The organism is Gordonia alkanivorans NBRC 16433 (assembly GCF_000225505.1).
GTDB lineage: Bacteria > Actinomycetota > Actinomycetes > Mycobacteriales > Mycobacteriaceae > Gordonia > Gordonia alkanivorans.
Genome location: NZ_BACI01000060.1, coordinates 1 through 23,348, shown reverse-complemented (window position 1 = coordinate 23,348; position 23,348 = coordinate 1). Strand labels below are relative to the sequence as shown.

22 protein-coding genes are annotated in these 23,348 nt (G+C 66.8%); 10 read left to right on the top strand and 12 right to left on the bottom strand.

Annotation, left to right across the window (positions count from 1 at the left end; all coding sequences use genetic code 11):
* The first annotated feature begins 4 nt into the window (after nt 1-4).
* Complete coding sequence (locus tag GOALK_RS11140) at nt 5-229, top strand: amphi-Trp domain-containing protein (RefSeq protein WP_006358920.1); 225 nt, start codon at nt 5-7, stop codon at nt 227-229.
* Nucleotides 230-290: 61 nt separating this feature from the next.
* Here the strand turns inward: GOALK_RS11140 and GOALK_RS11135 are convergent, their stop codons facing one another.
* Complete coding sequence (locus GOALK_RS11135; protein WP_232283165.1) at nt 291-881, bottom strand: DUF5995 family protein; 591 nt, start codon at nt 879-881, stop codon at nt 291-293.
* A gap of 500 nt (nt 882-1,381) precedes the next feature.
* Nucleotides 1,382-3,037 (bottom strand): nuclease-related domain-containing DEAD/DEAH box helicase, encoded by a 1,656-nt coding sequence (locus tag GOALK_RS11130; protein ID WP_006358917.1) that lies wholly within the window; start codon nt 3,035-3,037, stop codon nt 1,382-1,384.
* Between the two features lie 396 nt (nt 3,038-3,433).
* Here GOALK_RS11130 and GOALK_RS11125 point away from each other — a divergent pair, with 396 nt between their 5' ends.
* A complete protein-coding gene (locus GOALK_RS11125; protein WP_006358916.1) occupies nt 3,434-3,952 on the top strand; it encodes an OsmC family protein in 519 nt (172 codons plus the stop codon).
* Between the two features lie 233 nt (nt 3,953-4,185).
* Nucleotides 4,186-5,253 carry an HNH endonuclease gene (locus GOALK_RS11120; RefSeq protein ID WP_006358915.1) on the top strand — a complete coding sequence of 356 codons (1,068 nt, stop codon included), beginning with the start codon at nt 4,186-4,188 and terminating at the stop codon, nt 5,251-5,253.
* Here GOALK_RS11120 and GOALK_RS11115 read toward each other — a convergent pair.
* Nucleotides 5,218-5,952, bottom strand: coding sequence for a YoaK family protein (locus GOALK_RS11115; protein WP_006358914.1), 735 nt, complete (start codon nt 5,950-5,952; stop codon nt 5,218-5,220). The two genes, GOALK_RS11120 and GOALK_RS11115, sit on opposite strands and share 36 nt — an antisense overlap.
* Before the next feature lie 170 nt (nt 5,953-6,122).
* Between GOALK_RS11115 and GOALK_RS11110 the strand changes: the two genes are divergently transcribed.
* A complete protein-coding gene (locus GOALK_RS11110) occupies nt 6,123-6,845 on the top strand; it encodes a GNAT family N-acetyltransferase (RefSeq protein ID WP_006358913.1) in 723 nt (240 codons plus the stop codon).
* Nucleotides 6,846-6,851: 6 nt separating this feature from the next.
* Here GOALK_RS11110 and GOALK_RS11105 read toward each other — a convergent pair whose 3' ends face one another.
* Entirely contained in the window at nt 6,852-7,727 is an 876-nt protein-coding gene (locus GOALK_RS11105; protein WP_006358912.1) for a hypothetical protein, read from the bottom strand.
* A 125-nt stretch (nt 7,728-7,852) separates the two neighbouring features.
* On the opposite strand from GOALK_RS11105, the gene GOALK_RS11100 reads away from it, so the two are divergent.
* Nucleotides 7,853-8,824 carry a hypothetical protein gene (locus GOALK_RS11100; RefSeq protein ID WP_006358911.1) on the top strand — a complete coding sequence of 324 codons (972 nt, stop codon included), beginning with the start codon at nt 7,853-7,855 and terminating at the stop codon, nt 8,822-8,824.
* On the opposite strand, the gene GOALK_RS11095 is transcribed toward GOALK_RS11100, so the two are convergent.
* Nucleotides 8,814-9,734 carry an NADP-dependent oxidoreductase gene (locus GOALK_RS11095; protein ID WP_006358910.1) on the bottom strand — a complete coding sequence of 307 codons (921 nt, stop codon included), beginning with the start codon at nt 9,732-9,734 and terminating at the stop codon, nt 8,814-8,816. The genes GOALK_RS11100 and GOALK_RS11095 overlap by 11 nt on opposite strands.
* Before the next feature lie 112 nt (nt 9,735-9,846).
* Here GOALK_RS11095 and GOALK_RS11090 point away from each other — a divergent pair, with 112 nt between their 5' ends.
* Together GOALK_RS11090 and GOALK_RS11085 are read left to right on the top strand one after the other, a co-directional pair.
* Complete coding sequence (locus tag GOALK_RS11090; RefSeq protein WP_006358909.1) at nt 9,847-10,287, top strand: winged helix-turn-helix transcriptional regulator; 441 nt, start codon at nt 9,847-9,849, stop codon at nt 10,285-10,287.
* A gap of 79 nt (nt 10,288-10,366) precedes the next feature.
* Nucleotides 10,367-12,115 (top strand): DUF3556 domain-containing protein, encoded by a 1,749-nt coding sequence (locus GOALK_RS11085; RefSeq protein WP_006358908.1) that lies wholly within the window; start codon nt 10,367-10,369, stop codon nt 12,113-12,115.
* A 10-nt stretch (nt 12,116-12,125) separates the two neighbouring features.
* Here the strand turns inward: GOALK_RS11085 and GOALK_RS11080 are convergent, their stop codons facing one another.
* On the bottom strand, nt 12,126-12,512 hold the full coding sequence (locus tag GOALK_RS11080; protein WP_006358907.1) for an NAD(P)/FAD-dependent oxidoreductase: 387 nt from the start codon (nt 12,510-12,512) through the stop codon (nt 12,126-12,128).
* A 624-nt stretch (nt 12,513-13,136) separates the two neighbouring features.
* Between GOALK_RS11080 and GOALK_RS11070 the strand changes: the two genes are divergently transcribed.
* Nucleotides 13,137-13,607 carry a hypothetical protein gene (locus GOALK_RS11070; protein WP_006358906.1) on the top strand — a complete coding sequence of 157 codons (471 nt, stop codon included), beginning with the start codon at nt 13,137-13,139 and terminating at the stop codon, nt 13,605-13,607.
* Between the two features lie 24 nt (nt 13,608-13,631).
* Here GOALK_RS11070 and GOALK_RS11065 read toward each other — a convergent pair whose 3' ends face one another.
* Complete coding sequence (locus GOALK_RS11065; protein WP_006358905.1) at nt 13,632-14,528, bottom strand: helix-turn-helix transcriptional regulator; 897 nt, start codon at nt 14,526-14,528, stop codon at nt 13,632-13,634.
* 161 nt (nt 14,529-14,689) lie between these two features.
* On the opposite strand from GOALK_RS11065, the gene GOALK_RS11060 reads away from it, so the two are divergent.
* Nucleotides 14,690-15,523, top strand: coding sequence for an SDR family oxidoreductase (locus GOALK_RS11060; RefSeq protein ID WP_006358904.1), 834 nt, complete (start codon nt 14,690-14,692; stop codon nt 15,521-15,523).
* Between the two features lie 3 nt (nt 15,524-15,526).
* Here GOALK_RS11060 and GOALK_RS11055 read toward each other — a convergent pair whose 3' ends face one another.
* From GOALK_RS11055 to GOALK_RS11035, 5 genes are all read right to left on the bottom strand, one after another.
* Nucleotides 15,527-16,813, bottom strand: coding sequence for a PucR family transcriptional regulator (locus GOALK_RS11055; protein ID WP_006358903.1), 1,287 nt, complete (start codon nt 16,811-16,813; stop codon nt 15,527-15,529).
* A 23-nt stretch (nt 16,814-16,836) separates the two neighbouring features.
* Nucleotides 16,837-18,264: a phytoene desaturase family protein gene (locus tag GOALK_RS11050; protein WP_006358902.1), complete on the bottom strand. Its 1,428-nt coding sequence runs from the start codon at nt 18,262-18,264 to the stop codon at nt 16,837-16,839.
* Nucleotides 18,261-20,123 carry a DUF3556 domain-containing protein gene (locus GOALK_RS11045; RefSeq protein ID WP_006358901.1) on the bottom strand — a complete coding sequence of 621 codons (1,863 nt, stop codon included), beginning with the start codon at nt 20,121-20,123 and terminating at the stop codon, nt 18,261-18,263. Before GOALK_RS11045 ends, GOALK_RS11050 begins: the two co-directional genes overlap by 4 nt.
* A 120-nt stretch (nt 20,124-20,243) precedes the next feature.
* Nucleotides 20,244-21,710 carry a class I adenylate-forming enzyme family protein gene (locus tag GOALK_RS11040; RefSeq protein ID WP_006358900.1) on the bottom strand — a complete coding sequence of 489 codons (1,467 nt, stop codon included), beginning with the start codon at nt 21,708-21,710 and terminating at the stop codon, nt 20,244-20,246.
* 176 nt (nt 21,711-21,886) lie between these two features.
* The gene (locus GOALK_RS11035) at nt 21,887-22,777 is read right to left on the bottom strand and encodes an alpha/beta fold hydrolase (protein WP_006358899.1); all 891 of its coding nucleotides are present in this window, start codon (nt 22,775-22,777) and stop codon (nt 21,887-21,889) included.
* A 129-nt stretch (nt 22,778-22,906) separates the two neighbouring features.
* Between GOALK_RS11035 and GOALK_RS11030 the strand changes: the two genes are divergently transcribed.
* Complete coding sequence (locus GOALK_RS11030; RefSeq protein WP_157139150.1) at nt 22,907-23,335, top strand: MarR family winged helix-turn-helix transcriptional regulator; 429 nt, start codon at nt 22,907-22,909, stop codon at nt 23,333-23,335.
* Nucleotides 23,336-23,348: the final 13 nt, after the last annotated feature.

The following is a 23,348-nucleotide window of genomic DNA, read 5'->3' as shown; positions in this document are numbered from 1 at the left end:
ACACATGAGCGACGAACTGTTCGAACACGAGACCAAGACCACGCTGACCCGCGAAGAGGCGGCGCAGCGGCTTCACGACCTCGCCGATGCGATCGCCCGGCACAACGAGGTGTCGTACGTCGAGAACAACAAGACCGTGCGTATCGACATCCCGGCGCAGGTGAAGCTGAAGGTCGAGTTCGAGCGCGGCGAGGACAAATCCGAGATCGAGATCGAGATCTCCTGGTAGTTGGATCTACAGGAACCAAGACGCGGGCCGGTGACGGGTTGTCACCGGCCCGCGTTCTTCGTCAGATCTGGCCGAGCTTCTCCATCACATCGAGGGCGACGTTCGACGTCTGGAACAGAGCATTGATCTCGGCCACGGTCACGCCGCGGGTTGCCGGGTTCTGCAAGCCGAAACTGTTGACGAGTGCAGCGGTCCGGGTCGACTGGAAGAGGAGCGTCGTGGCCTGGCTGTCGCCGATCAGGTCGCCGACGAACCATGCGGTGAAGAGCGGCCCGAGGTCGACACCGTAGGTGCGCTTGACGTGCTTGACGATTGCCGGCGTGGCGTCGACCAGCGCACCGCCGAAGGTGTAGAAGTCCCGGGTGTGGCCGACGGTCGTGTCGATGTTCTCCAGCGCGTACGGGAAGTCGACGAGGAGATGGGCGAGGATCTGCCCGAGCAGGACCCGTCCCGGGCTGCGGTCGCACGCGGTGGTCAGAGCGAACGCCTGCGCCCAATGCGCCTGCGGCTTGCCGCCGATGACGTACTCGTGGAGGTTCCCGACGTAGAGGCGGACTACCTCCACCGCGAGATCCGAAGCCCACTCCGGGTGCTCGTAGATTCCGGACTCGATGCTGGGTCCGACGAGCTCGAGGATGTTGTCGAAGGCGATCGGGAACGTGCCGAGATAGTTGTTCGACTTGCTGAGCTCACTACGCAGGTCTCGCTGATCGTGGAGCGTGCATCGTCAAAGGTCTTGATCTCGGACGGATCGGTCAGTTCCGAGAGCCGCTGCGTCGTCTCAGGGGTCGAGGCGGGGGCACAGCGACTCGCGGGAGCAGCGTTCGCCGCCGGGGCCAGTACTCCGGCACCACCGACGAGGACAGCGACTGCTGCGAGGCCCGCACAGAGGGCGCGTCTGGCATTCATGCCGACGGAGCGTAAGGAGCTTCTCAACCGAACCAAACGGCTGTGAAGCCGGTGGACTCAAATCTTCTCGCCTTAGGTAACCAGGTCCCGGCACCCACACGCCATAAGTCCACTTATCCTCGGGACCAAAGTCCCATAGGGCGCGCGATCTCGTGCCAAATTAGGGCAAACGTCCTGGTCGGCGGCTTCTGTTTGCCTTGTCGAAGGCCGTCGTTCACCGCTGCCATCGTCTGTACGGGTCGGTTAGGCGATGCCGAGTTGTCGGGCGACCTGGGGTCCGCCGACCTCCCGCACGAACTCGGGATCACCGCAGACCACCAACTCATCACGGGCCCGCGACAATCCGACGTAGAGGCGTTCGCGAGACCGGTCCCACGCCTTCGTCTCGTTGAGCGCCAGCACCACGACGCGCCGTTCCAGCCCCTTGAACCCGAGGACGTGACCGTAGAAGACCTGCTCGCCGTCCCAGAACGACTCCCAGTACTCCTTGGTGCCCTCGGCCTGGCGCGCCTTCTGTTCGGCGTGGCGACTCCCGGTGGTCAGCAGCGCGATGTCCTCGGGACGCCATCCCTTGTCGAGCAACGGGTCGATCTGGTCGTCGGCGACGTCGACCGCCTCTGCTGCCGTGCACGGCACGAAGGTCACCGCCGGACCATCACCGCCGTGTAACTGCATTCGCTGTCCGACAAGCGGTTTGAAGGTCTGGGCGATCTGTTTGGTGTTACGCAGATTATGGTCGAGGACCAGCGGCACCAGGTCCACCGGCGGCGATCCCTGCCGGGCGAAGACACGTTGCGCCTCGTCGCTGAACACGTAGATGCCGCCGGACTCGGTGTCACGCAGGCACGCGAGCATCGGTTTCCACCAGTCGTCGGCGAAGTCCTGTGCCTCGTCGACGACGATCGAGTCGAAGCGCTTCCCCGGCGGGAGTTCCTGTGCGAGTTCGTCCATCAGTTGCGGCAACGTGTGTTCCCAGAAGTCCTGCGCCGCTTGGGTTCGTTCCTGTTCGTCGGGGCCGGTGGGCGCACCCCATTCGATGCCCAGCTCGTGGAACTCGCCGACGTACGCGGGCCGTTCCTTGTGTTTCCACGTGCCGGTGAGTCGACGGAGGAACGACGCCAGCCCGTGTGAGTAGCAGACGAGGGCAACCCTCTGCCCGTCCTTCGCAAGGCGTCGTGCCTGTTCGACGGCAAGGAATGTCTTCCCGCTGCCGGCACCGCCACGCACCTCGACGCGATTGAGCTGATGGATCGCACGGAGGATCACCGCCTGGTGGGAGGTGAGCGTGTCGGCGACGCTCTCGTTCTCCAGAGCACGGGCGACAACATCTCGTTGCGGTAAACCCCTGCCGCTCAGCGCGAGTCGAAGTCGACCGATCCCCTCGGCATCGATCCCGGGAACCTCGACGTCCTTCTTCAGCAGGACGTTCCGGATCAGGGGCATGAGCTGGTGGAGTTGGGTGCGGTCGACGACCTTCCATCGCGGGCACTCGGGAAGTGCGAAGGTCGGATCCACCTTCGAATGCGGAAACACCACCACGTGATCCCATCGCACCCGCCCCTGCGTCCACCGGGGATCGTGTTCGACGAACTCACGCAGCGCGTAACAGCCGTCCCTGACCTGTGCGACCGGGTCGATCCGCTTCGGGGCCTGCCCGGAACGCTCCTGCCACCACGACTCCCCGTCGTGCCACACCGCGCCGCCCTTGACCTCGACACACACGACCCCGGCGCCCTCGATCGCGACGACGAAGTCGATCTCGTGATCCTTCGAGTGGTCGGTGACCCGCTGCCCTACGACGAGCAGGTCCTCGTCCAGGAGCTGCTCGTTCAGCGCGTTGAAGACGACTTCCTCGCTCGCCGCCGCGAACCGCGGGTTCTCGGGGATCACGCTCGGCATGGCGGGATCTTTCTTCCCAAGCTCCCACCAGGGGTGTCGTCCGTAGTCACTGGTCAACCTCGTGTCGTCGGTAGCCGGCCTTGCCGCAGGCTACCGCGCGGTCGCGACATGCCCGCCGCACGACCGGCAGGCAGATCTCGATTCCTTCGTTCGAACCAACTGAACGCATAGGTGGGCGCGGGTGCCCCTACGCGCCCAATCGTTCGGGGAGCGCCAGGCCGTTCGCTCCGCCGTGAAGATCGGCGAACCGAACAACTGCTGACCGGCCGGGCCGATCATCATGCTCCGGTTGCGGACCGCCGCCAAGACTTCGGCTCAGGATGACGCTGACTGGTGATCGCGGCGTCGTCGCCGGATAGCTTCGGCGAAGATCGACATTCTTCGCGAAGGAGCACCATGACCGAGACCGCCACCCGCCTCAACGACGTCGACATCGCAGCTGTCGGTCAGCTCGTCGAAGCCATCCGGGCCGACGACACCAAGGCTCAGACGACCTGGGCTGCTCACGTCCAGTGGAATGGCGCGTTCGCTTCCGAAGCCCGTGTCCGCAACTTCTCGCCGGTGGCATCCGACGAGCCGGCCGCGCTGGGCGGCGGCGACACGGCACCCAACCCGGTCGAGCAGCTCCTCGGTGCGCTCGGCAACTGCCTCGCGGTCGGTTACGCCGCCAACGCCACGGTGGCCGGCGTCGAACTGAAGGATCTCCGCATCGACCTCAAGGGCGACATCGACCTTCGCGTCTTCCTCGGCCTCGCCGAAGGTCACGCCGGTTTCAACTCGATCACCGCGAACGTCACCATCGACTCCGACGCCCCGCGCGAGAAGCTCGACGAACTGCACGCAAAGGTTCAGGCGAGCTCTCCCGTCGGCCATACCCTCGGCAGCGCAGTGCCGGTCGAGATCGTCTTGAGCTAGTTCCCGCGGCCTCGGGCTCGGCGACCGTTCGGCCGGGACCTGAAAGACGTTCGGCGAGCGCGCTTCTGCGTGTTCGCCGACCGTTCCTTTGAGTGGCTTCCAGATCACGTTGCGATCGGTGCCGCTTTCCGCGACAAGACGCAATCTGTAATTGCAGACCCGTCGCCCAAAGTGAGCGCAACTTACACAGTCAGTCACTCCGGGGTCGCCTGCTCGTCGAATAGAATGCGACCGTGCCGCATCCCACCGACCCGCTCGCCCTCGGGCAGCAACTGGTGGCGATCATCGAGGGTGGCCGGCGCACAGCAACGTACAAGCTAGCCGTCCTGATGGCTCTGCTCGACCTAGCAGTTGAATCCGTGCCCGACAACCCGGACGCGGCTGTCGACGTCGACCTGGATGATCTGACCAGCCGAGTCATCGAGCTGTACTGGCGCCAGATGCGACCCCTAGACGGCCATCTCCTGCGACAGTCCGCCGACGGGCGAGGAGTCATCTTCGACGCAGTCTCGGATTTGCGGGCCAAGGCCACGACTCACCGGACTCAAGGCCTCGATCTCGTTGTCGCATACGAGTCAGAGCGCTACAGGGCGACGCATGCCGTCGTCAAACGGACGCTGGTGCGGTATCCGTTGAAACTTCTTCAGAACCTCACCTCGGGCGGCGAGCAGGATCGCTTCCTGTACGACGACTCCTGGATGGGTACGGACTCGCAGGGAAGAGTGGCTGACCACGGCAACAAACTGACGCTGTTCCCCGGCGTATGCGTGACTCTCGCGCGCCTTGCACCGTTGCTGAAGCCGGCCTTCCAGCTGGCGTGGGTCGATGACGTTCGAAGGATGAACAAGAACCTCCTCGACGAGGGTCCCGATCTCGCCCACCACCTGTTCGGTGCGGATCGTGTGTCCTTGCAGCGAGCCGGTGACGCGCTCACGGACCGGTTTGGCCGTGCCTGCTTCTACTGCGACACAGTGCTCTACCGCCAACGCCACGTCGACCACGTTCTGCCGTGGTCGCGGGTCGGCATCGACGGGCTCGCGAACCTCGTTGTCTCGTGCCAGGGCTGCAACTCGAGCAAGTCAGACCGGTTGCCCGCGCCCGCGCACGTCAAACGCGCACTCAACCGAGGCCGGGATACGCTCGACGGTCTCGCCGCCGAGATCAATTGGCCCAGTCAGTACGACCGAGTGCTCGCTGCCGGTCACGGACTGTACTCGACCCAACCAGCCGGAACGCCGATCTGGCAGGGACGCAACCACATAACGTCACTCGGCCGCGTCGACATCAACTGGCTCGGGTAACCCACCGGAACCCGCGGAGGCGAGCACGTGCCCGCACACCACCACGACGGCGCTGACTCCCGCGGCCACCGCGAAGACAGACCAGAGCGCAACCTTCACCAACAGCGCACCGACCAGGGCACCCACCAGAATCGTCACGATCGCAGCCAGCCGGCGGTTCAGGATCGTGGCCCGGCTGGGCCGGGCGAACATGTCGATCGCCCAAGCGGTGATCGTCGAGGTGACGACGACGGTGGTCACGTCTGCGACACCGATGTTGCGCGCCACGGCGGCCTGCATGCCCATCGCACCCGCCGTCATCCCGATCGCGAACATCACTGCGACGTGCTCGGTCGGCTGCAGCCAGACCAGGAACGAGGTGCCGGCGACCAGCGATGCCGACACCACCAGCACCGCGGTCAACCGCGGACTCCATCCACGCCGCCCCGAACGTAGGAACAGGCTCGCGATCCCGGCGCCGACGATGAACGCAATCAGGGCGAGGGCCAGCGAGAAGACCGGCAGTCCGTCGGCACCGGCCGCACCCATACCGAGGATCAGCACGTTGCCGGTCATGTTCCCGAGGAACACGGTGTCGAAGCCGAGAAAACCGCCCGCGTCGACCACGCCGGTCGCGAACGTGAGCACGAGCATCAAGGCGAGATTGCGCGTCGCCTCACGGTCGACGCCGACATCGGGGGGCCTCTCACTCATCGCCACGCGCGGCTCCTTCGGGCCCGGACTTCCGCCGGCGACGCTACGCGGAACGTTCGTGACCAGCGCTGTTGATCGCCCGATCGTAAGGCCGAGATGGTCCATGTGTCCTGCGTAGGCCGTTTCCCGCGCGAACTCGACCCGACCCGGTCCGCACCGCCGGGTATCGTCGTCGTGTGGTCGGAAACGTCGACGAATCCGCGGGCGGGACAAAACGTTCCGACCACACCCCGCTCGACAACCCGGCCCGGGCCGCCCTGGCCGGCCCGCATGCGCGGTTCGCCGAAGGAGTCGGCACCGCCCTGCGGTACCACCCCGACGTCTGCCCGATGGCTGCCCTCCCCGACGGCCCGACCGCCCAGGACTGGGCCGACGCCGCCCGTATGGTCGGACCGGGAAATTCGCTCTTCATCCCGGTCGTCGCCGACACCCCACCCGCCGACTGGCAGTCGAAGATGCATCTGCCCGGAGTCCAGATGATCGACGCCGGGGTGCCCGCGAGGCCCGACGACGCCGCGATCCGCCTGACCGCCGACGACGTCCCGCAGATGACCGACCTGGTCAGCCGCACCCGTCCCGGGCCGTTCCGGAAACGGACCATCGAGATGGGCACCTACCTCGGGTTCCGACGCAACGGCCGGCTGATCGCGATGGGCGGCGAACGACTCACCCTCCCGGGATACACCGAGATCAGCGCAGTGTGCACCGACCCCGATCACCGTGGTGAGGGCCTCGCGTCGCGGCTGGTTCTCGCACTCGCGCAGGGTATTCGGGACCGGGGCGAAACCCCGATCCTGCACGCGGACGCGACCAACGTGAACGCCATCCGCCTCTACGAGCAGCTGGGATTCGAGGTCCGGAAGGAGGTCCTGTTCCAGGTGGTCACCACACCCTCGTAAGAGGTCCTACGATGCGTCACTCCGCTTGAGCGACTTCGCCAGCGGGGCGATCTCATCCAGGTAGATCGAGGCGAGGACCTCGGATTCGTCGGCCAGGTTGCGGACGCGGTCGCTCTCGGCGCGGTCCCACTCCGCGTCGACGACGTGCTCGAATTCGTCTATCGCACTGACCCTGTCGAGCCAGGCCTGCTTCTCCTGGCGCTGTTGGATGCGGGCGACGATCTGCTCGTAGCCGGCGAATGCCTCCAGACGTTCGACGAGGCCGTCGAGTCGCCCGGACAGCACCCGCGACTTCTCGGCGAAGGTGGCGATAACCTCGTCGTCGACGCCGAGGTGTCCCTCGGGTTTGTCGCCGAGGATGTCGAGCTGGTCGCGCAGTCCGGCGGCGGCGGTGGCGATGGAGGTGACCTCGCCGCCGAGGTCGACGCGGACCGCATGGCGGTCGAAGAAGTCCAGCTGCCAGGCCGGTTGACGGGCCACGCTGTCGGCGACCATCGCCGTCGTCCAGACGATCTGTCCGACGCGGTCGCCTCTGAGTTTGTCGAGGTCGCCGCCACCCCAGATGTCGAGAGCGAGGGAGACGTACTCGGATGTCTCGTTCACCTCGTCCTGCAGACGGCTCTGCACGGACTGGCACGACGCCCATCGGCGGGCCTGTGCCAGCCGCATGTCGTCGGCGAGCTCGGCGAGCGGGTCGGTCGAGTTCGACGCGACGGGGTCTGACACCGAGATCGGCGAATCACCGCGCCCAGCGCGCCGACGCGCGGAGTCGGCCTTCATCTCGCTGAACATCGCCGAGAAGGCACCGATGGCCATGGACATCAGCAGGACGAGCGCCACCGCGACCACCACCACGAAGACGGCCACCGCGACGAGCATCATGCTTCCAGTGAACCACTCCGCGCTGGTCCCGTCGCCGGTTCGAACGCAGGTCTGCGCACGCCGGGGATTGTCGGACCCGACCTCTAACGTCGGTGACACACATCAGCACCAGCCGGAGGCCGCACATGTCCCCCACCGTCACCCGGAACCAGTTGGAATTCGCTTTTCCCGATGTCCACCCCGACGCCCGACTGCACATCCGCGTGCATCGCACCCTCCGCGTTCCCGACGACGAGACCACCTACGGGCTGCCGCCCGGAATCGGCTCGTTTTCCCTGATCAATGCGGGCACCGTTGCCCACCGGCCTCGCACCTGGGCCGGCTCTGACGTACTCCTCCCCATGTGGCAGGCCGAGGCCGCCTGGTTCAGCTTCAACTCACCCGAGGACTACCCGTTTCTCGTCCGGATCTCGGTCGGCGGGATCAACGCGGTCACCGGCGACGACTTCTCCGACGCCGTCGACTTCCTGGGCGAGGACTACTTCGAGGTCCCCGAGCAGCCCTGGCTCGACGGCTTCCGGGTGGACGAGAAGACCGTCCGGCAGTTCGTCGCGATGCCACTCGGCGGCGGCTACACCGCTGCGGAACAGCTCAGCGGGGCCGACGACGGAAGAGTCCGCATCCAGGTCACCCCGCTTCGCTCGTCGACTTGGAACGAACGGGTCGCCGCACGACGCGTGGCGCTGCCTCTGCCCGCTCCCGACATGATGAATTTGTGCGCAGAGGCACCCGAAGCCACCGGCGCGATGGGCATGGGCGCAGGTGGATCGATCACGCAGACCATCGCGACGCCCGTCGAACCACGCACCAACTGGGACACCGACGCCACCGGCGCGGCCGTCCTGCGGATCATCAACAGCGCGGACTGGGAGGGACTGACCGGAACGGCTCCGCACCACGCGCCTCCCACCATCGAGGAGTATCTGCAGTACGGCTATCCGTGGTTCGAGTGGTACGACGACTCGCTCGCGCGGCGCGGCGGCTCGAAGCTCACCGACCTGAAGACAGTGAAGGAGATCGGTGACTCGAAGGGCGAATCGCCTCTCCCCGACAACCCGAGCTTCGATCCGCCCGCACCGCACATCGTCACGGCGTGATCACCCACCGACCCCGACCACCCGGCTTCGCCGCGGCCTTCTGAGCGTCGGCGACCCAGTCGAGCGGAAAGGTTCCCTCGACCCGGATCGGCAGGTCACCCACCGCGGCGAGTTCCAGCAGCCGCGCGAGGCGGTCGTCCGCGTGAGAGTCGACCACGTCGACCGTGATCCCACGTTCGGCGGCCGGGGCCCGACCGGGCATCACCCCGACCAACCGACCGCCGTTCTGCACCAGCGCGAGGGCGTCTTCCTGCATCGCGGCGGCATCGGCGACCGCGAACCAGCCGCCCAGCGGCCAGTCGAGGAAGTCCGCACCGAGACCCCGCACGAAGTCCTCGTCGGCCGGTCGGGCGAGCCCGGCCACGTCCCACCCTCGACGCCGGGCCAGAACCAGGAGGTATCCACCGACCACCCCGGCCGCACCGGTCACGAGTAGTCGGTCGCCGCCGGGCCCGGGCTCGCCGAGAAGGTCGAGGATCTGCTCTGCGGCAAGGGCATTGATGGCAACGGTCGCCGCGGCGACGAGGTCCAGCGATTCCGGCACGACTGCCACCGCGTCAGCCGGGACCACGACCTCGTCGGCGTAGGCGCCCGTCGAATGGTCGAAGCCGGGCAGGACCCCGGCGACCCGGGTACCCGGTGCGAGGTCGACGCCGACGCCGGACTCGAGGACCGTGCCCGCGAAGTCCATACCCAGCCCGACGGGCGTGTCGCCGCTGATCACCCCCACCGAGTGGAAGAACCCGGACGAGACCGCCAGGTCGACCGGATTGATCGACGCGGCAGCGACGGCGACGCGCACCTCACCGTCCGCGGGTTGCCGCACCGGGATGTCGACGATCTCGATCGAATCGGGTCCCGACGGCGTGGTCACGACGGCGGCGCGGAAAGTGTCTCGGTATGTGTTCATGACGTTCTCCTCCTTGTGTGTAGCCCTCCTATGAACCACCATGAGAGAGCAACTCTCTATTGGGAAGTACGCACTTCGAAGTGCGTTACGCACCGGAACGAAAGGTGCCACCATGCCGACACAGACCGCGGCGGACAGACGGGCGGAAGCTCGCGCGCAGTACGACGCATTCCTCGCGCAGTGCCCCAGCCGCCAACTCCTCGACCGCATCTCCAACAAGTGGGTCGCGCTCATCCTCGCCGCGCTCGGAAGCGATGGTCCCGCGCCGGGCAACGACTGCCCGGGCGGCCCGCGGGCGATGCGCTACTCCCAACTCGCACAACGCCTGGCCGGCGTCAGCCAGAAGATGTTGACGCAGACGCTGCGGTCGATGGAACGCGATGGACTTCTCACCCGCACGGTGACTCCCACGGTTCCGGTCACCGTCACCTACGAACTCACCGACCTCGGGCTGTCCCTGCACGGCGTCATGGCGTCGATCAAGACCTGGGCCGAAGCCCACATGGACGAGGTGCACGCGTCCCGCGACAGATACGACACCGCGCACCAGTGACCCGGCCGCTCTGCCGCTCGCACGCCGCCGAGCCCGATCCGACCCCAAGCAATCGCTTGGTTTGTTACGTTCAGCGACGATGGGATTCCTGAAGCAGACCACGCCGGACATCGATTTTCCGACCTGGAGCCAGGGCACGCGGGCGGAGAAGATCCGACCGATGGCGCGACACTGGGCCGAGGTCGGATTCGGGACCCCGGTCGCCTTGCACCTGTTCTACGTCGGAAAGATCCTCGCCTACATCCTGATCGGCTGGGCGATCGTCATCTCGACACCCGGCATCGACGGCTTCTTCGCCGTCACCGACTGGTACAACGAGCCGATCGTCTTCCAGAAGGTCGTCCTCTACACGATGCTGTTCGAGGTCGTGGGCTTCGGCTGCGGGTTCGGTCCGTTGAACAACCGCTTCTTCCCGCCCTTCGGTTCGATCCTCTACTGGTTGCGCCCCAAGACGATCCGCCAGCCCCCGTGGCCGCGCATCCCCTTGACCACGGGCGACACCCGAACCCCGGTCGACGTCGCGCTCTACGGCGCGCTGATCGTCGTCGTGCTGATCGCGCTGTTCAGCCCCGGGTCCGGCGCCGTCCCCGCTCTCGACACGACCGTCGGAGTTCTGCCGGTGTGGCAGATCTGGACGATCCTCGCACTCCTCGCCGCGATCGGGCTCCGCGACAAGACGGTCTTCCTCGCAGCGCGCGGGGAGGTGTACGGCGCACTCACGGTGACCTTCCTGTTCAGCGGCGTCGACATGATCATCGGCGCCAAGCTCATGTTCCTGTGCATCTGGCTGGGTGCGGCGACATCGAAGCTGAACAAGCACTTCCCCTTCGTGATCGCGACGATGATGTCGAACAACCCGATCTGGCGGTCGCCGAAGATCAAACGCAAGTTCTTCGAGGACTTCCCCGACGACCTGCGCCCCGGACGACGGTCGCGCTGGATCGCCCACTTCTCCACGGCAATCGAGGGACTCGTCCCCATCGTGCTGTTCTTCTCGCACGGCGGTTGGGTCGGCGGGATCGCCGCCGCGATCATGCTCGTCTTCCACTTCGGCATCCTGTCGTCGATCCCGATGGGGGTCCCGCTCGAGTGGAATGTCTTCATGATGTTCGGCATCCTGGCGATCTTCGTGGGACACCCGGGCATCGGCCTCACCGATCTCGAATCACCCTGGCCGATACTGTTTTTCGCAGTGTCGGCGACGACAGTCGTCGTCGGCAATCTGATGCCGCGCAAGGTGTCCTTCCTGCCGGGCATGCGGTACTACGCCGGCAACTGGGACACGGGGCTGTGGTGCATCAAACCGTCGGCGTCGGCGAAGATCGAAGCCGGTATCGTCGCCATCGCCTCGATGCCGGCCGCTCAGCTCGAACGCTTCTACGGCAGTCCCGAAGCCGCCCAGATCCCGCTGTACATGGGATATGCGTTCCGCGCCTTCAACAGTCACGGTCGGGCACTGTTCACATTGGCGCACAAGGCGATGGCCCCCACCCCGGAGGAGCAGTATGTCCTCACCGACGGTGAGCGGATCTGCAGCACCGCGATGGGCTGGAACTTCGGCGACGGCCACCTCTCGAACGAGCAGCTGATCGAATCACTACAGCGGCGTTGCCACTTCGAGCCGGGTGAGGTCCGGATCGTCCTGCTCGACGCCCAGCCGATTCATCGCCAGACCCAGGAGTACCGCCTTCTCGATCCGGCCACCGGCATCTTCGAACGCGGGTACGTCCGGGTCGCCGATCTCGTCACCCGCCAACCCTGGGACGACGAGGTCCCGACGACGGTCACGTGGCGCGCCGACGGGACCCACACCGGCGTGCACAGCTAGGTCTGCGCACCTAAGTCGACGCCAGGTAGCTGTGGACGAAGGTGACCGCCATCGCCCCTTCGCCGACGGCGGATGCGACGCGCTTCACCGAGTTCCGGCGGACGGCGCCGGTTCTGGTGTCCTCGACACGAATCGACGTCAATCCCTGCGCTCCGCGGAGGCCGGCCACCCGGGTGTTCGTCCTGATCTCGACATTGGGCTGTCGGACGACCCGTTCCTCGAGATAGGCGGACAGCGTCGCTGACAAGGACGGCCCGCGGACCAGCATGGTGACGCGCTTGGCGTACGCCGACAAGTTCATCACCGCCTGGCCGGCGGAGTTGCCGCCGCCGACGACGAACACCTCGAGGTCGGAGCACGTCGGCGCCTCGCTGGTCCCCGCCCCGTAGAAGCGCACGCCGGCACTGGCTGCGACCGTAGACGCTGACGAGGTCGGTGGCGTGTGAGGTGAAGGCGGTGGACATGAGGGGCTCCGTGGTTCGTGAAGTGCGGTGGCGGGGAGGGTTTCGGGATTCAGCGGGCGTGCGCGTGGTTCAGCTGCCGGACCCAGTCGTCGGGCACGCGACCGTGTCGATCGATGTGTCGTTCATGGTGAGAGCCCCTCTCGCGCAGTGTCACCGCGGCGTCGGATTCGTCCTGGTGAGTCCTTGAATCGGTGACTACAACACTCGTCCGATGGGAACCAGATGTCGTCGATGCTGACCGCCAACCCGACCGGAGGCTGCCCGGTGACGGGATTACCGGTTAGCCGGTATCAGTGCTCCCCCGAACGAACGAGAACGGCGTGTCCGAGGTGCGGAGGCGCGGGTGTTGAGCCATGATCGGTGCACACGACGAGATCGCGGTCGAGCACCCGATCGTCGTTCGCGTCGGATCGGCGCCGGCTCCAGCGTGTGCAATCCAGTACGCATGTATCGTCAATTTTGTTGCTGTTCAACATTTTTCCGCCGCGTCGAGGTGCACAGCGCCCGGCCATCGGTCACACTGGGAGAACACAGTCCTTCGCCGAGAGGGGTCAGAAGTGACCAGAACCTTCGATGCATCCACCTGGGGAGCCCCGCTCAGCGCCGCCGGCGACGACATCCTCGCGGGCGAGGTCTCGTTGCGCGAGCAATCCCTGCGGCGCAAGGTCGCCTTCTACCTCGACGCCGACGGACTGCCGGTGAGCCAGTCCTCGTGCGAGCCGTCGGAGTGGTACTCGACGCTGGTGACCCGGATGACCTCGGTGGTCATCTCCCATGGACGCGCGGTCGTTTCCATCGATGCCGCGCTTCCCCTTCACTCGTCGATCCTCGATGTCGCGTTCCCCGGGTCCGGTTCGACGGGATCGATGCTCGACATCACCGTCGTCGATCTGTCCCGGCACCGCCGCACCCTTCATGCCGCGATCCCGTCGCACCTGGTGGTGACCGGCACCATCGCCGTCGCACTGTCTCCGGTCGTTGCGGCACGGAAGACCACCGCGCAGAGTCACCGGCCCGCGATCGGCTGACCTCGGCTGCTGCCGGACAGTCGCTCAGGTACCCGACTCGGCGGCGCGCGAGACGGCTGTCGTCCCAGCGGGCGTCGCCGGTGCGTCGGCGATCCCGGACAGCAGTTGAAGCGCGTGCCGCGACGCGGACCGCGGCTCGGTCCGATAGACGAAGATCGTCTGCTCGGGATCGTCCCCCGGGGTCAGGGCCTGATAGGCGACCGTCAGGTCACCCACCAACGGGTGGTGATACCGCTTGGTGCCGACACTGCGTTCATGCACGCGGTTGCGTGCCCACAACTTGACGAACTCTGGGCTGTGGATCGACAGTTCACCCACCAGGGCACCGAGTTTCGGATCGTCGGGGTGCTTGCCCGCGTCCATGCGAAGCATGGCGGCGGTGTCTGCGGCGACGCCGCCCCAGTCGGCGTACAGGTCGCGTGCATGCGGGTCGAGAAAGACGAAGCGTGCCTGATTCCGTTGTGCTGCAGGCATGTTCTCGAAGTCGGCGACGAGCAGACCGGCAAGCCGGTTGTGTCCCAGCACATCCAGCCGACGTCCGAGCACGAACGCAGGTTGTAGCGCCGCGTCGAAGGTCACGAGCAGTTCCCGTGTCGACTCGTGAAGACGCTGTGGCCTGTCCGCACGTCGTCGGGCCGGTTCGCGGCGGGCGATCGTGTGCAGATGTGAGCGTTCGCTGTCGTCGAGCTGAAGGGCGTCGGCCAGGGCATCGAGCACTTCCAGGGACGCACTCTTGCTCCGCCCCTGCTCCAGTCGCGTGTAGTAGTCGACGCTCACCCCGGCGAGCATCGCCAGCTCCTCGCGTCGCAGACCGTTGACCCGGCGCCTCCCGGTGTCGGATATTCCGGCGGTCTCGGGCGTCAATCGGCCGCGGGCAGCGCGGAGGAAATCGGCGAGCGACGGTTCCAGCTGATCGGCCATGTCTCCATCCTGGGGATTCGGCCGACGTGCGTCAAAGGATGTGGGTGGCCCAGTTTGTCCCAGGAAGAACTCTCTCTTCACCGGTGCTCGCGGCATCGCAACCATGGATGTCATCGCCTCGACGGCGATTCACCACCATCCCAACGAAAGTGAGCACGAACATGTCTGTCTGGATGATCACCGGAGCCGGCCGCGGACTGGGCCTCGAGATGGCTCGGGCCGCACTGCAGGCCGGCGACCGAGTCGCGGTCTGCGCGCGCCGCACCGACTCCATCCCCGAGGACGTCCGAGCCGACGCCGATGTCCTACCGGTACCGCTCGACGTCACCGATCCCGACCAGGTCGCCACCGCCGTCGCCCTGACGGTGGAGCGGTTCGGAACCATCGACGTCCTGGTCAACAACGCCGGACGCGGTCTGCTCGGTGCGGTGGAGGAGGTCACCGACGCCGAGGCGCGGTCGGTGTTCGACGTCAACGTCTTCGGACTCCTCAACACCACTCGTGCGGTCGTGCCGCTGATGCGGGCCGCCGGTCGCGGCAAACTCGTGCACATCGGATCGCGCGGAGGCTTCGAGGGCGAGCCGGGCGTCGGACTCTATTCGGCCACCAAGTTCGCGGTCGCGGGCATCAGCGAATCCCTCGCCGGCGAGCTCGCGCCGTTCGGCATCCAGAGCACCGTCGTCGAACCCGGTGTGTTCCGCACCGACTTCCTCGACGCCAGTTCGCTACAACTCCCGGCGAATCAGATTGCGGCGTATGACGGCACCCCCGCTCACGCGACACTCGACTGGGCCGCGGAGACCAACCACTCGCAGCTCGGCGATCCGGTCAAGGGCGCCGCGTTCATCCACCGGATCGTGTCGTCGGACGGTCCACTGCCGCTGCATCTTCCCGTAGGCCAGGACGCGCTCGACCGGCGGGTGGCGATCACCGAACGCATCGAGAAGGAGATCGCGCCGCTGCGCGAGGCGTCCGCAGCCACCGCGTGTGACTGACGGTCAGCGGTCGAGCACCGTCGGGCCGAGGAACTCGCAGACCTTGAGGGCCAGGGCGAGGTCGAGGCGGTCGCGGTCGCGCGGCACCTCGGCCAGCGCCTTCCCGACGCGGTACTTCACCGTGTTCCGGTGCAGGTTCAGGCGTTCGGCGGTGTGGAGGTGACTTTCCTTCGTGGCGAAGTACACCGACAGCGTCTCGCGCAGCATCGCCGCGTTCGGGGTGTCCTCGGCGAGTCCGCCCAGTACTTCGTGGACCCAGGCACGCGTCGAATCCAGTTCGCGGGCAAGTAATGACACGACGGCGACACCCCGGTCGCCGAAGCCGACGACCTGTCCGGCCGAACTCCCCGGCGTCGTGGCGACCGAATAGGCGGCGCGGGCCTGCTCGTGTGTGCGCCGGAAACCACGCGCACCCGACGCCGGGAGGCCCCAGGCGACCCTGACCCCCGGCGGCACCGTTGCCTGCGCAACGCTGTCGTCGTCGCCGCGAACTGCCAAGGGAATCCAGGCCCAGACGGTCGACCGGTCGATCGCGGTGACGATCGGGTCCCCTCCGCCACCGATCTGTACGGCCAGGTCTCGCGCCGCGCGGGTGAGCGCGCCCAGCTCGCGCGGATCGTCGTCGGCCGACCACACGATCAGCGCGAGATGCCGCCGTTCCAGGCGGTATCCGGTCTCGCTCTCGAAGTCGCGGTCGTCGGCGTCGAGGCTGTCGAGGAACGTGTGGATGGCGGCCGACTGCACGTTGCCCTCGACGCCGAGCCACCGGCGGCGCTCGTCCTCGTAGGCCTCGAACACGTAGAGCGTTATCCAGTCGATGTAGCCGAAGACGACATCTGAGATGTGCCGGATGAGCGCCATGGAGGCCTCGGCATCGAGGTCGAGTTCCTCGACCAGCCGGTAACAGCGGTGCATCATGCTGTTCTGTCCCATGTGGTACGCCCGGACGAGTGAGTTCGACGGCACGTCGCGCTGCGCCAGCCTGAGCGCATATTCCACTGCGGCAGTTGCCGGTTGGAGATGCTCGATGGGGATGTCGTTGGCCAGGACATGGATGATCGTCGACACGTTGCCGTGAACGCTGGCCGCGAGCAGTTCGATCAGCTTGGGGTCGGTGTCGAGTTGGTCGATGCCGCGGGTCATCATCGAGCTCAGCTCGGCGACGAGCTCGGACTCGCCCTCCCGCAACATCTTCGCGACCAGCGCGGCGTCTTCGAGCAGTTCGGAGCCGGCCGCGGCGGGCACCCCGGCCAGCCGGTCGCGGGCTGCGTCGCCCGCGGCCGTCGACATCGAGCGAAACGCACCCGAACCGGTCACCGGGCCGAACCCACCCGGGCGTGACGCAACGCCGACTCCGCGGCGTGGTACCCGCACAACCCGTGCACACCGGCTCCCGGCGGACTGGACTGCGAGCAGATGTACACGCCCGGGACGCCTGTCGAGTACGGATCGACCGCAAGGCGGGGACGCAGGACCATCTGCAGCCCGTTGTTGGCGCCGCCGATGATGTCACCGGCCGCGAAGTTGGCGTTGCCCTGGTGCAGAGCCTCGGTTCCCAGGCTCGTCGTGGCGACGATGCGGTCGCGGAAACCGGGGGCGAATCTCTCGATCTGCGCCACGATCTGTTCGGTGGCGTCGCCGTCGAAACCCCGCGGGACGTGGGCGTAGGCGTAGATCGGATTGATGTCACCCGCACTCCGACTGGGATCGGCGACGTACTGCTGACCGAGCAGGACGAAGGGCCGAGCCGACATGACCCCCGCCGCGCGTTGCTTCTCCGTGTACGCGACCTCGTCGAAGGCGCCGCCGAGGTGCACGGTTCCGGCCCGAACACAGTCCGGATTGGTCCACGGGATGTCACCGTCGATGGCGAAATCGACTTTGAAGGCCGACGACCCGACGCGGTACCGCCGGTAGGAGCGACGGATTCGTGCGGGCATGGCGTCGCCGTAGATCGAAAGCACCTGCGCCGGAGACAGATCCAGCAGGACGAGGTCGGCGGTGGGGATGTCCGCACGGGAACTGACACGGACTCCGGTCTCGATCTTGCCGCCGGCGTCGAGCAGCGCCGCTGACACCGCCGCGATGATGGCGCCGGAACCGCCCTCGGCGACGGGCCATCCGTATCGATGCCCGCTCGCGGCGATCATCAGACCGAGAGAAGCCGTCAGCGGCCGGTCGAGGCGGGAGAACAGGTGCGCGGCGATCCCGCCGTAGAGCGCACGCGCCCGTCCGGTTCGGAACCACCGCGCGAGCACGGTCGCCGGCAGCACCGCACGAGGACCGAACGCCGCCAGACGGATCGGGTGTCCGGGGACGTTGACGATCGGCCGCAGCAGGTCCTCACCCAGGTCGTCGAAATGTTCGGCGAGGTCGCCGAACATGGACCGCCAGCGGACTCCGTCGTCGCCCAGACCGGCGGCGGTCTCGGCGATCGACTGGTACAGCAGCGCGGCGTCGCCGGAGTCCAGCGGGTGGGCGCAGTCGATCTCCGGCCACTTCCACACGAGCCCGTACTTCTCGAGTCCGACCTCGGCCCAGAACGGCGACCCCACCCCGAGCGGATGGAACGCCGAGCAGTGGTCGTGGATGACGCCCGGGACGGTCAGTTCGCCGGATCGTGCGCCACCCCCGACCGTGTCGGCGGCTTCCAGTACCTGCACCTGCACGCCGTTGCGGGCCAGGTGCAGGGCGGCGGCGAGCCCGTTGGGCCCGCCGCCGACCACGACAGCAGTGGTCACTGCTGCACCTGATCTGTCGCCTGCACGGGCGACGTGCCGCTGTCGTTGCGGCGCATCCGCGGTTCACGCACCACCTCAGGATCGGTGACCGCGCGACGAGCGTCAACGTCGAGAGTCCACTCGACGTCGAACGGGATCGGCCCGTTCGGGAGCCACGGCTGCTCGTTGATCGCGTCGACGACCCGGTAGGTGCCGGTCTCGATGACACCCAGCGCGGCGTCGATCACCTTGTAGGCCTGCGTGCCCTTGTGGATCGGCTGCGACTCGATCCACGCGACGGTGAACTCACCCGGCGCGAAGTTGCAGCGTCGCTGCAGGGCGGCGATCAGCTTCTCGTCGTGGAGGTGTCCGTCACCGAAGTTGAAGGCCACCAGTGAGTTACAGGAGAACTCGGCCTCGCGCAGGGTGTAGGTGTCGATGTCGGAGCCGAGATGGCGCATCATCAGCGAGTACAGCGCGCGGCCCTGGCTGTGCAGCGACCGCCACGCCAGCAGCTGGTGCATCACCACGTCGGCGACCTCCGGCGGGTACGACTCGAGCAGCTGCGTGCGGGTGTTCTTGGCCGGTCGCACAACATACTTGTCGAGCTTCTCCTCGGCGCCCGGCGCGAACGCCCAGGTCGCCGACGCCCAGTTGCCGGCGTACTGACGCATCGACGGCAGGAAGGAGACGAGGTCGGGCCGCAGGTTGCCCAGGATCGGGAAGAAGCAGAGCGCCGCGACGATCAACACCATGCCCCACGGGGTCGAGGTGTCGGTGAGGGCGTAGCCGTCCCAGGCCGGGAACCCGAGGAACAGGAACACCGACGCGTAGGCGAACAGCATGTTCCATTCGAGCGGAACGGCCAGCGGGAACGTCGACAGGATGAACAGGTGGAAGCACACCATGAGCACGACCGCGGCCACGGTGAGCGTCTTGTTGGTGGAGAAGAGCAGCACCAGGGGCGTGACGATCTCGACGATGGTGCCCAGCACGTGCCCGACGCCGCCGGCCAGCTTCGACGGCCGCATGTCCTCGGGGAAGTTGCGGTAATGCGCACGCTTGACCGTCTTGCTCGGCAACCACGGGGTGTTCGACAGCATCGGCGGGATCACCATCGAGAAGTGATGCCCCATCTTGGAGATTCCGGCACCGACCCAGACGGTCACGATCAGCAGCTTCAGCGCGAGGATCATGTCCACGAACGGCAGGATTCCGAAGAAGATGATCGCGGGCAGGTACTGCTCGGATCGTCCCGCGAGGAAGATGACCTTGTCCCGCAGACCCATGACGACGAGCAGAGCGATCAGCGGGTACATCAGCGTCGGGTTCACCAGGCCCTGGTTGTCGGCCATCGCGGCGTCCAGCGAGTCCGACGTGACACCCGGAAGAGCGATCGCGACAACGAGATTCGTGAGGATCAGGGCGTACACCGCGACGTCGAAGGGGGTGCGGGAGTCGCCCTTGGTGGAGGGCACCTTGCCGGGCCACGGTGGGAGCCGGATCGTCTTGGGGCGCAACCAGTACAGGATGCCGCCGGTCATCGGCTTGAAGTGGCCGGCCAGCGGACCCCACGAGCCGCCGATGCCGAGGATCTCCACCAGCACCGTCCACAGGATCGCCTTCTGGTAGACGATGGGTTGGTTCCACCACTCGGTGACGTGGAGCGGGTTGAGTCCGGACGTCAGGGTCGCGAGCGTGATCCCCACGCCGACGTAGAAGACGAAGACCTTCACCAGATAGATGATGTGCACCATCTTCGGTGTGCCGAATCCGTAATCGGCCCAATGGGCGCCGAGTGTGCGGATTCGGTCGAAGAACGGTCTCTGGAGGAATGTCTCCGGGTCCACTTGGGGGAAATCGGGTTGGGTGAGTCCCATTGCTGTGCACTCCTTTTCCGGTGGAATATCACCGGATTCGGGCGTCGCGGGGGTCCGTGGCGCGTGGGATGTCGACTCGGCAGCCGGGACGGCTGCGAGGTGGTGGATCGTGTGGGGTCGTCAGATGGGCGCGGGGCTGCGCAACTCGTTGCGCAGGGTCGGCTTGTCGATCTTGCCGACGGGGTTGCGCGGCAAAGCGTCGATGACGTGGATCACGCTGGGCTGCTTGACCTTCGCGAGTCGGTCGGCGATGTGGTCGGCGAGTTCCTCGACCGACGGGTTCCGCTCCGGGTAGGCGACCACGAAAGCGACCGGCAGCTCGCCGTAGAGCTCGTCGGGGGCGCCGACGACGGCGCATTCGAGGACGTCGGGGTGGGTGGCGAGCGCGTTCTCGATCTCCTTCGGGTAGATGTTCTCGCCGCCACGGATGATCATGTCCTTGATCCGGTCGACGAGGGTCAGGTAGCCGTCGGAGTCGAGACGGCCGACGTCACCGGTGTGCAGCCGGCCGTCGACGATGGTCGAGGCGGTGGCATCGGGACGATTCAGGTAGCCGCGCATCACGTTCGGTCCGCTGATGACGACCTCGCCGATCTCACCGGTCGGCACCTCGGCGCCCGTGGCGTCGACGACGGCGATGTGCTGGCCGGGCAGCGCAGGCCCGACCGTGCCGAGTTTGCGCACACCGTCGACCGGGTTGCAGGCCGACGCACACGTCCCCTCGGTCAGGCCGTAGCCCTCGACGATCGGGATGCCGAAGGCCTGCTCGACCCGGTCGAGCAGTTCCTTGGAGATCGGGGCCGCCCCGCAGACCGCGAATCGCAGTGAAGCGACCGCGTCCGGGGTCAGACCGGGCTGCGAGACGAGGAGCGCGTAGATGGTCGGGACTGCGGAGAAGTACGTCGGCTTCAGTCGCTCGACGTCGTCGAAGAATCGGCTCGGCGAGAACTTGCCGGTGATGCTCAACTGCCCGCCGACCAGCATCGGCGCCAGGAAGCTCACGCAGATGGCGTTGACGTGGAACAGCGGCAGCACGAGTAGTGCGTGGTCCCGATCGGTGAGCGAGAAGTGCTGGGCCATCGCCGAACCCATGTGGTGCAGGTTTCCGTGGCAGAGGCGCACGCCTTTGGGACGGCCGGTCGAGCCGGATGTGTAGATGAGCAGTGCGTCGTCGTCGAAGCTCGGCGTGGCCGGGGCGCGCCAGCGCTGGGGCGGCGACGTGGCGAGGTCGTCGACGGGGAGGAAGTCACGATCGGGATCGGTGCCACCCGCGGTGAGCCCGACGACGAGGCGTGCGCCCGAGTCCGCGAGCTGGTACTCGGCCTCATCGGGCGTGAAGGCGGGATTGACCGGCGTAGCGACCGCGCCCAGCCGCCAGGCGGCCATCAGCGTGATCAGCAGTTCGACGCGGTTCGGCAGGAAGGTCGCCACCACATCGCCCCGGCCGACACCTCGACCGGCGAACTGCTCGGCCGCGGCGTCGACGCGCTCGGCGAAGCCCACGTAGTCGAGTGCGGTCGCGTCGTCGCGAACACACGGTGCGTCGCCACGCTCGGTCAGGTCCCAGGCGAAGTAGGAACTGGTCACGGGTAGGCCTCCAAGGCAGATCACGTTTGTCCTCCGGTATGTGATTCAGAACACTAAGCAACCGCAAAGTGATCTGAAACGGCCCGGGAGGCCAGACTTGGCAGAGGCGTTTGTCCTCGGAGCACAAAAGCCTCTGCCGGGATCGCGACGCAGCATCCCCGCTGCCGACGTGGGCGTCAGCCGTCCACGTCGGCGAGGAAGTCGGCGACCGCTGTCGCGAGCCGATCCGGGGCCTCGAGCGCGACGTGGTGGCCCACCTCGTCGAACTCCACCGCGGACAGCGGCCCGCCGGAGATCTGCGCGAGCGTCTGGACGGTGAACGCCCCTCCGGAGGATCCGACCGCGAGCATCGGCACGGCCAGCGGCACGGCAGCCCTGGCCCGGAACTCCTCCCCTTCGGCGAGCATGGACCGGTACAGACCCGCTGCCCCGCGCCAACCGCCGTCTCGGGCGAAAACCCGGACGAACTCGTCGAGATCCTCCTCGCCAACCGCCCCCTCGACAGTGGTCATCGTCGGAAAAGCCCACTCGCCGAGCACTTCCCGCTCGCGGCCAGCGATGAGCAGGTCGGGTATCCCCGGCGCGGCCAACGCACCGATGTGCCACGAACCACCCTGGGTGACATCCCCGAATCCCTCGAGTCCGAATCCGGCCAGCCCCATCTCCACGCCGACAAGGCTCCGCACGAGTTCGGGATGCCCCGAGACGAACCGATAGACCGCACCGCCCGAGATATCCTGCGCGAGAACATGTACGGGGCCGGCCGCGAGGTGTCTCACGAACTGGTGGATGTCCTCGGCGGCCATGGAACTGGTGAAGTCGTCGCCGGCGACAGCAGAATCGCCGAAACCGCGGAGGTCGAGGGCGAACACCCGATGGGTCCCCGCCAACAGCGGGATCAGCTTGTGGAACGCCCACCACGACTCGGGGAACCCGTGGACCAGGACGATCGGCGAGCCCTCCCGCCCCGCCGAGACGTAGTGCAGCACCGTTCCGTTCACCGCTGCATCGTGATGCTCGACGCCGGGGATCGTGGCCCGGACCGGGATCTGCGTGCCCATGATCATGATCGACTCCTTAGATTGACAACTAGGTTGTCAACATACGGTAGGAGTATGACAACTAGGTTGTCAACATCTCGGGGCGCGCAGTAATCTCCCGGCGTGGACGTTTCTCATGGCGCACAGTTCGCCCGCATGCTGGTCGAGACCTTCGACGCGATGACGCGCGAGGTCACCGAGAAACTGACCGAGGCCGGGCATGCGGGCCTCACGGTTTCCAATGAGCTCGCCATGGAGGCCATCGAGGAGGGGGCGGGCAACGCCGCTTCCCTCGCCCGGCACCTCGGCGTCTCCCGCCAGGCGGCCGCCAAGACCATCAGCACGCTCGAGGGACTGGGCTACGTGGAACGAGCGGCAGACACCGACGATGCGCGCCGCAAGAGTCTGCAGATCACCGCGCACGGTCGCGAGGCGATCGCGATCGGGAGTGCTGCGTTCGAGCAGATCCGTGTCCGATGGGAGGCGGCTGTCGGCGCGCACCGGGCCGCCGAGACCGAAGACGCCCTGCGAGCACTTCGGGACGACGTCGCCGGCAACTTAACGGCTCCCGGAGAAATGAAATGACCCCCTACCTGAA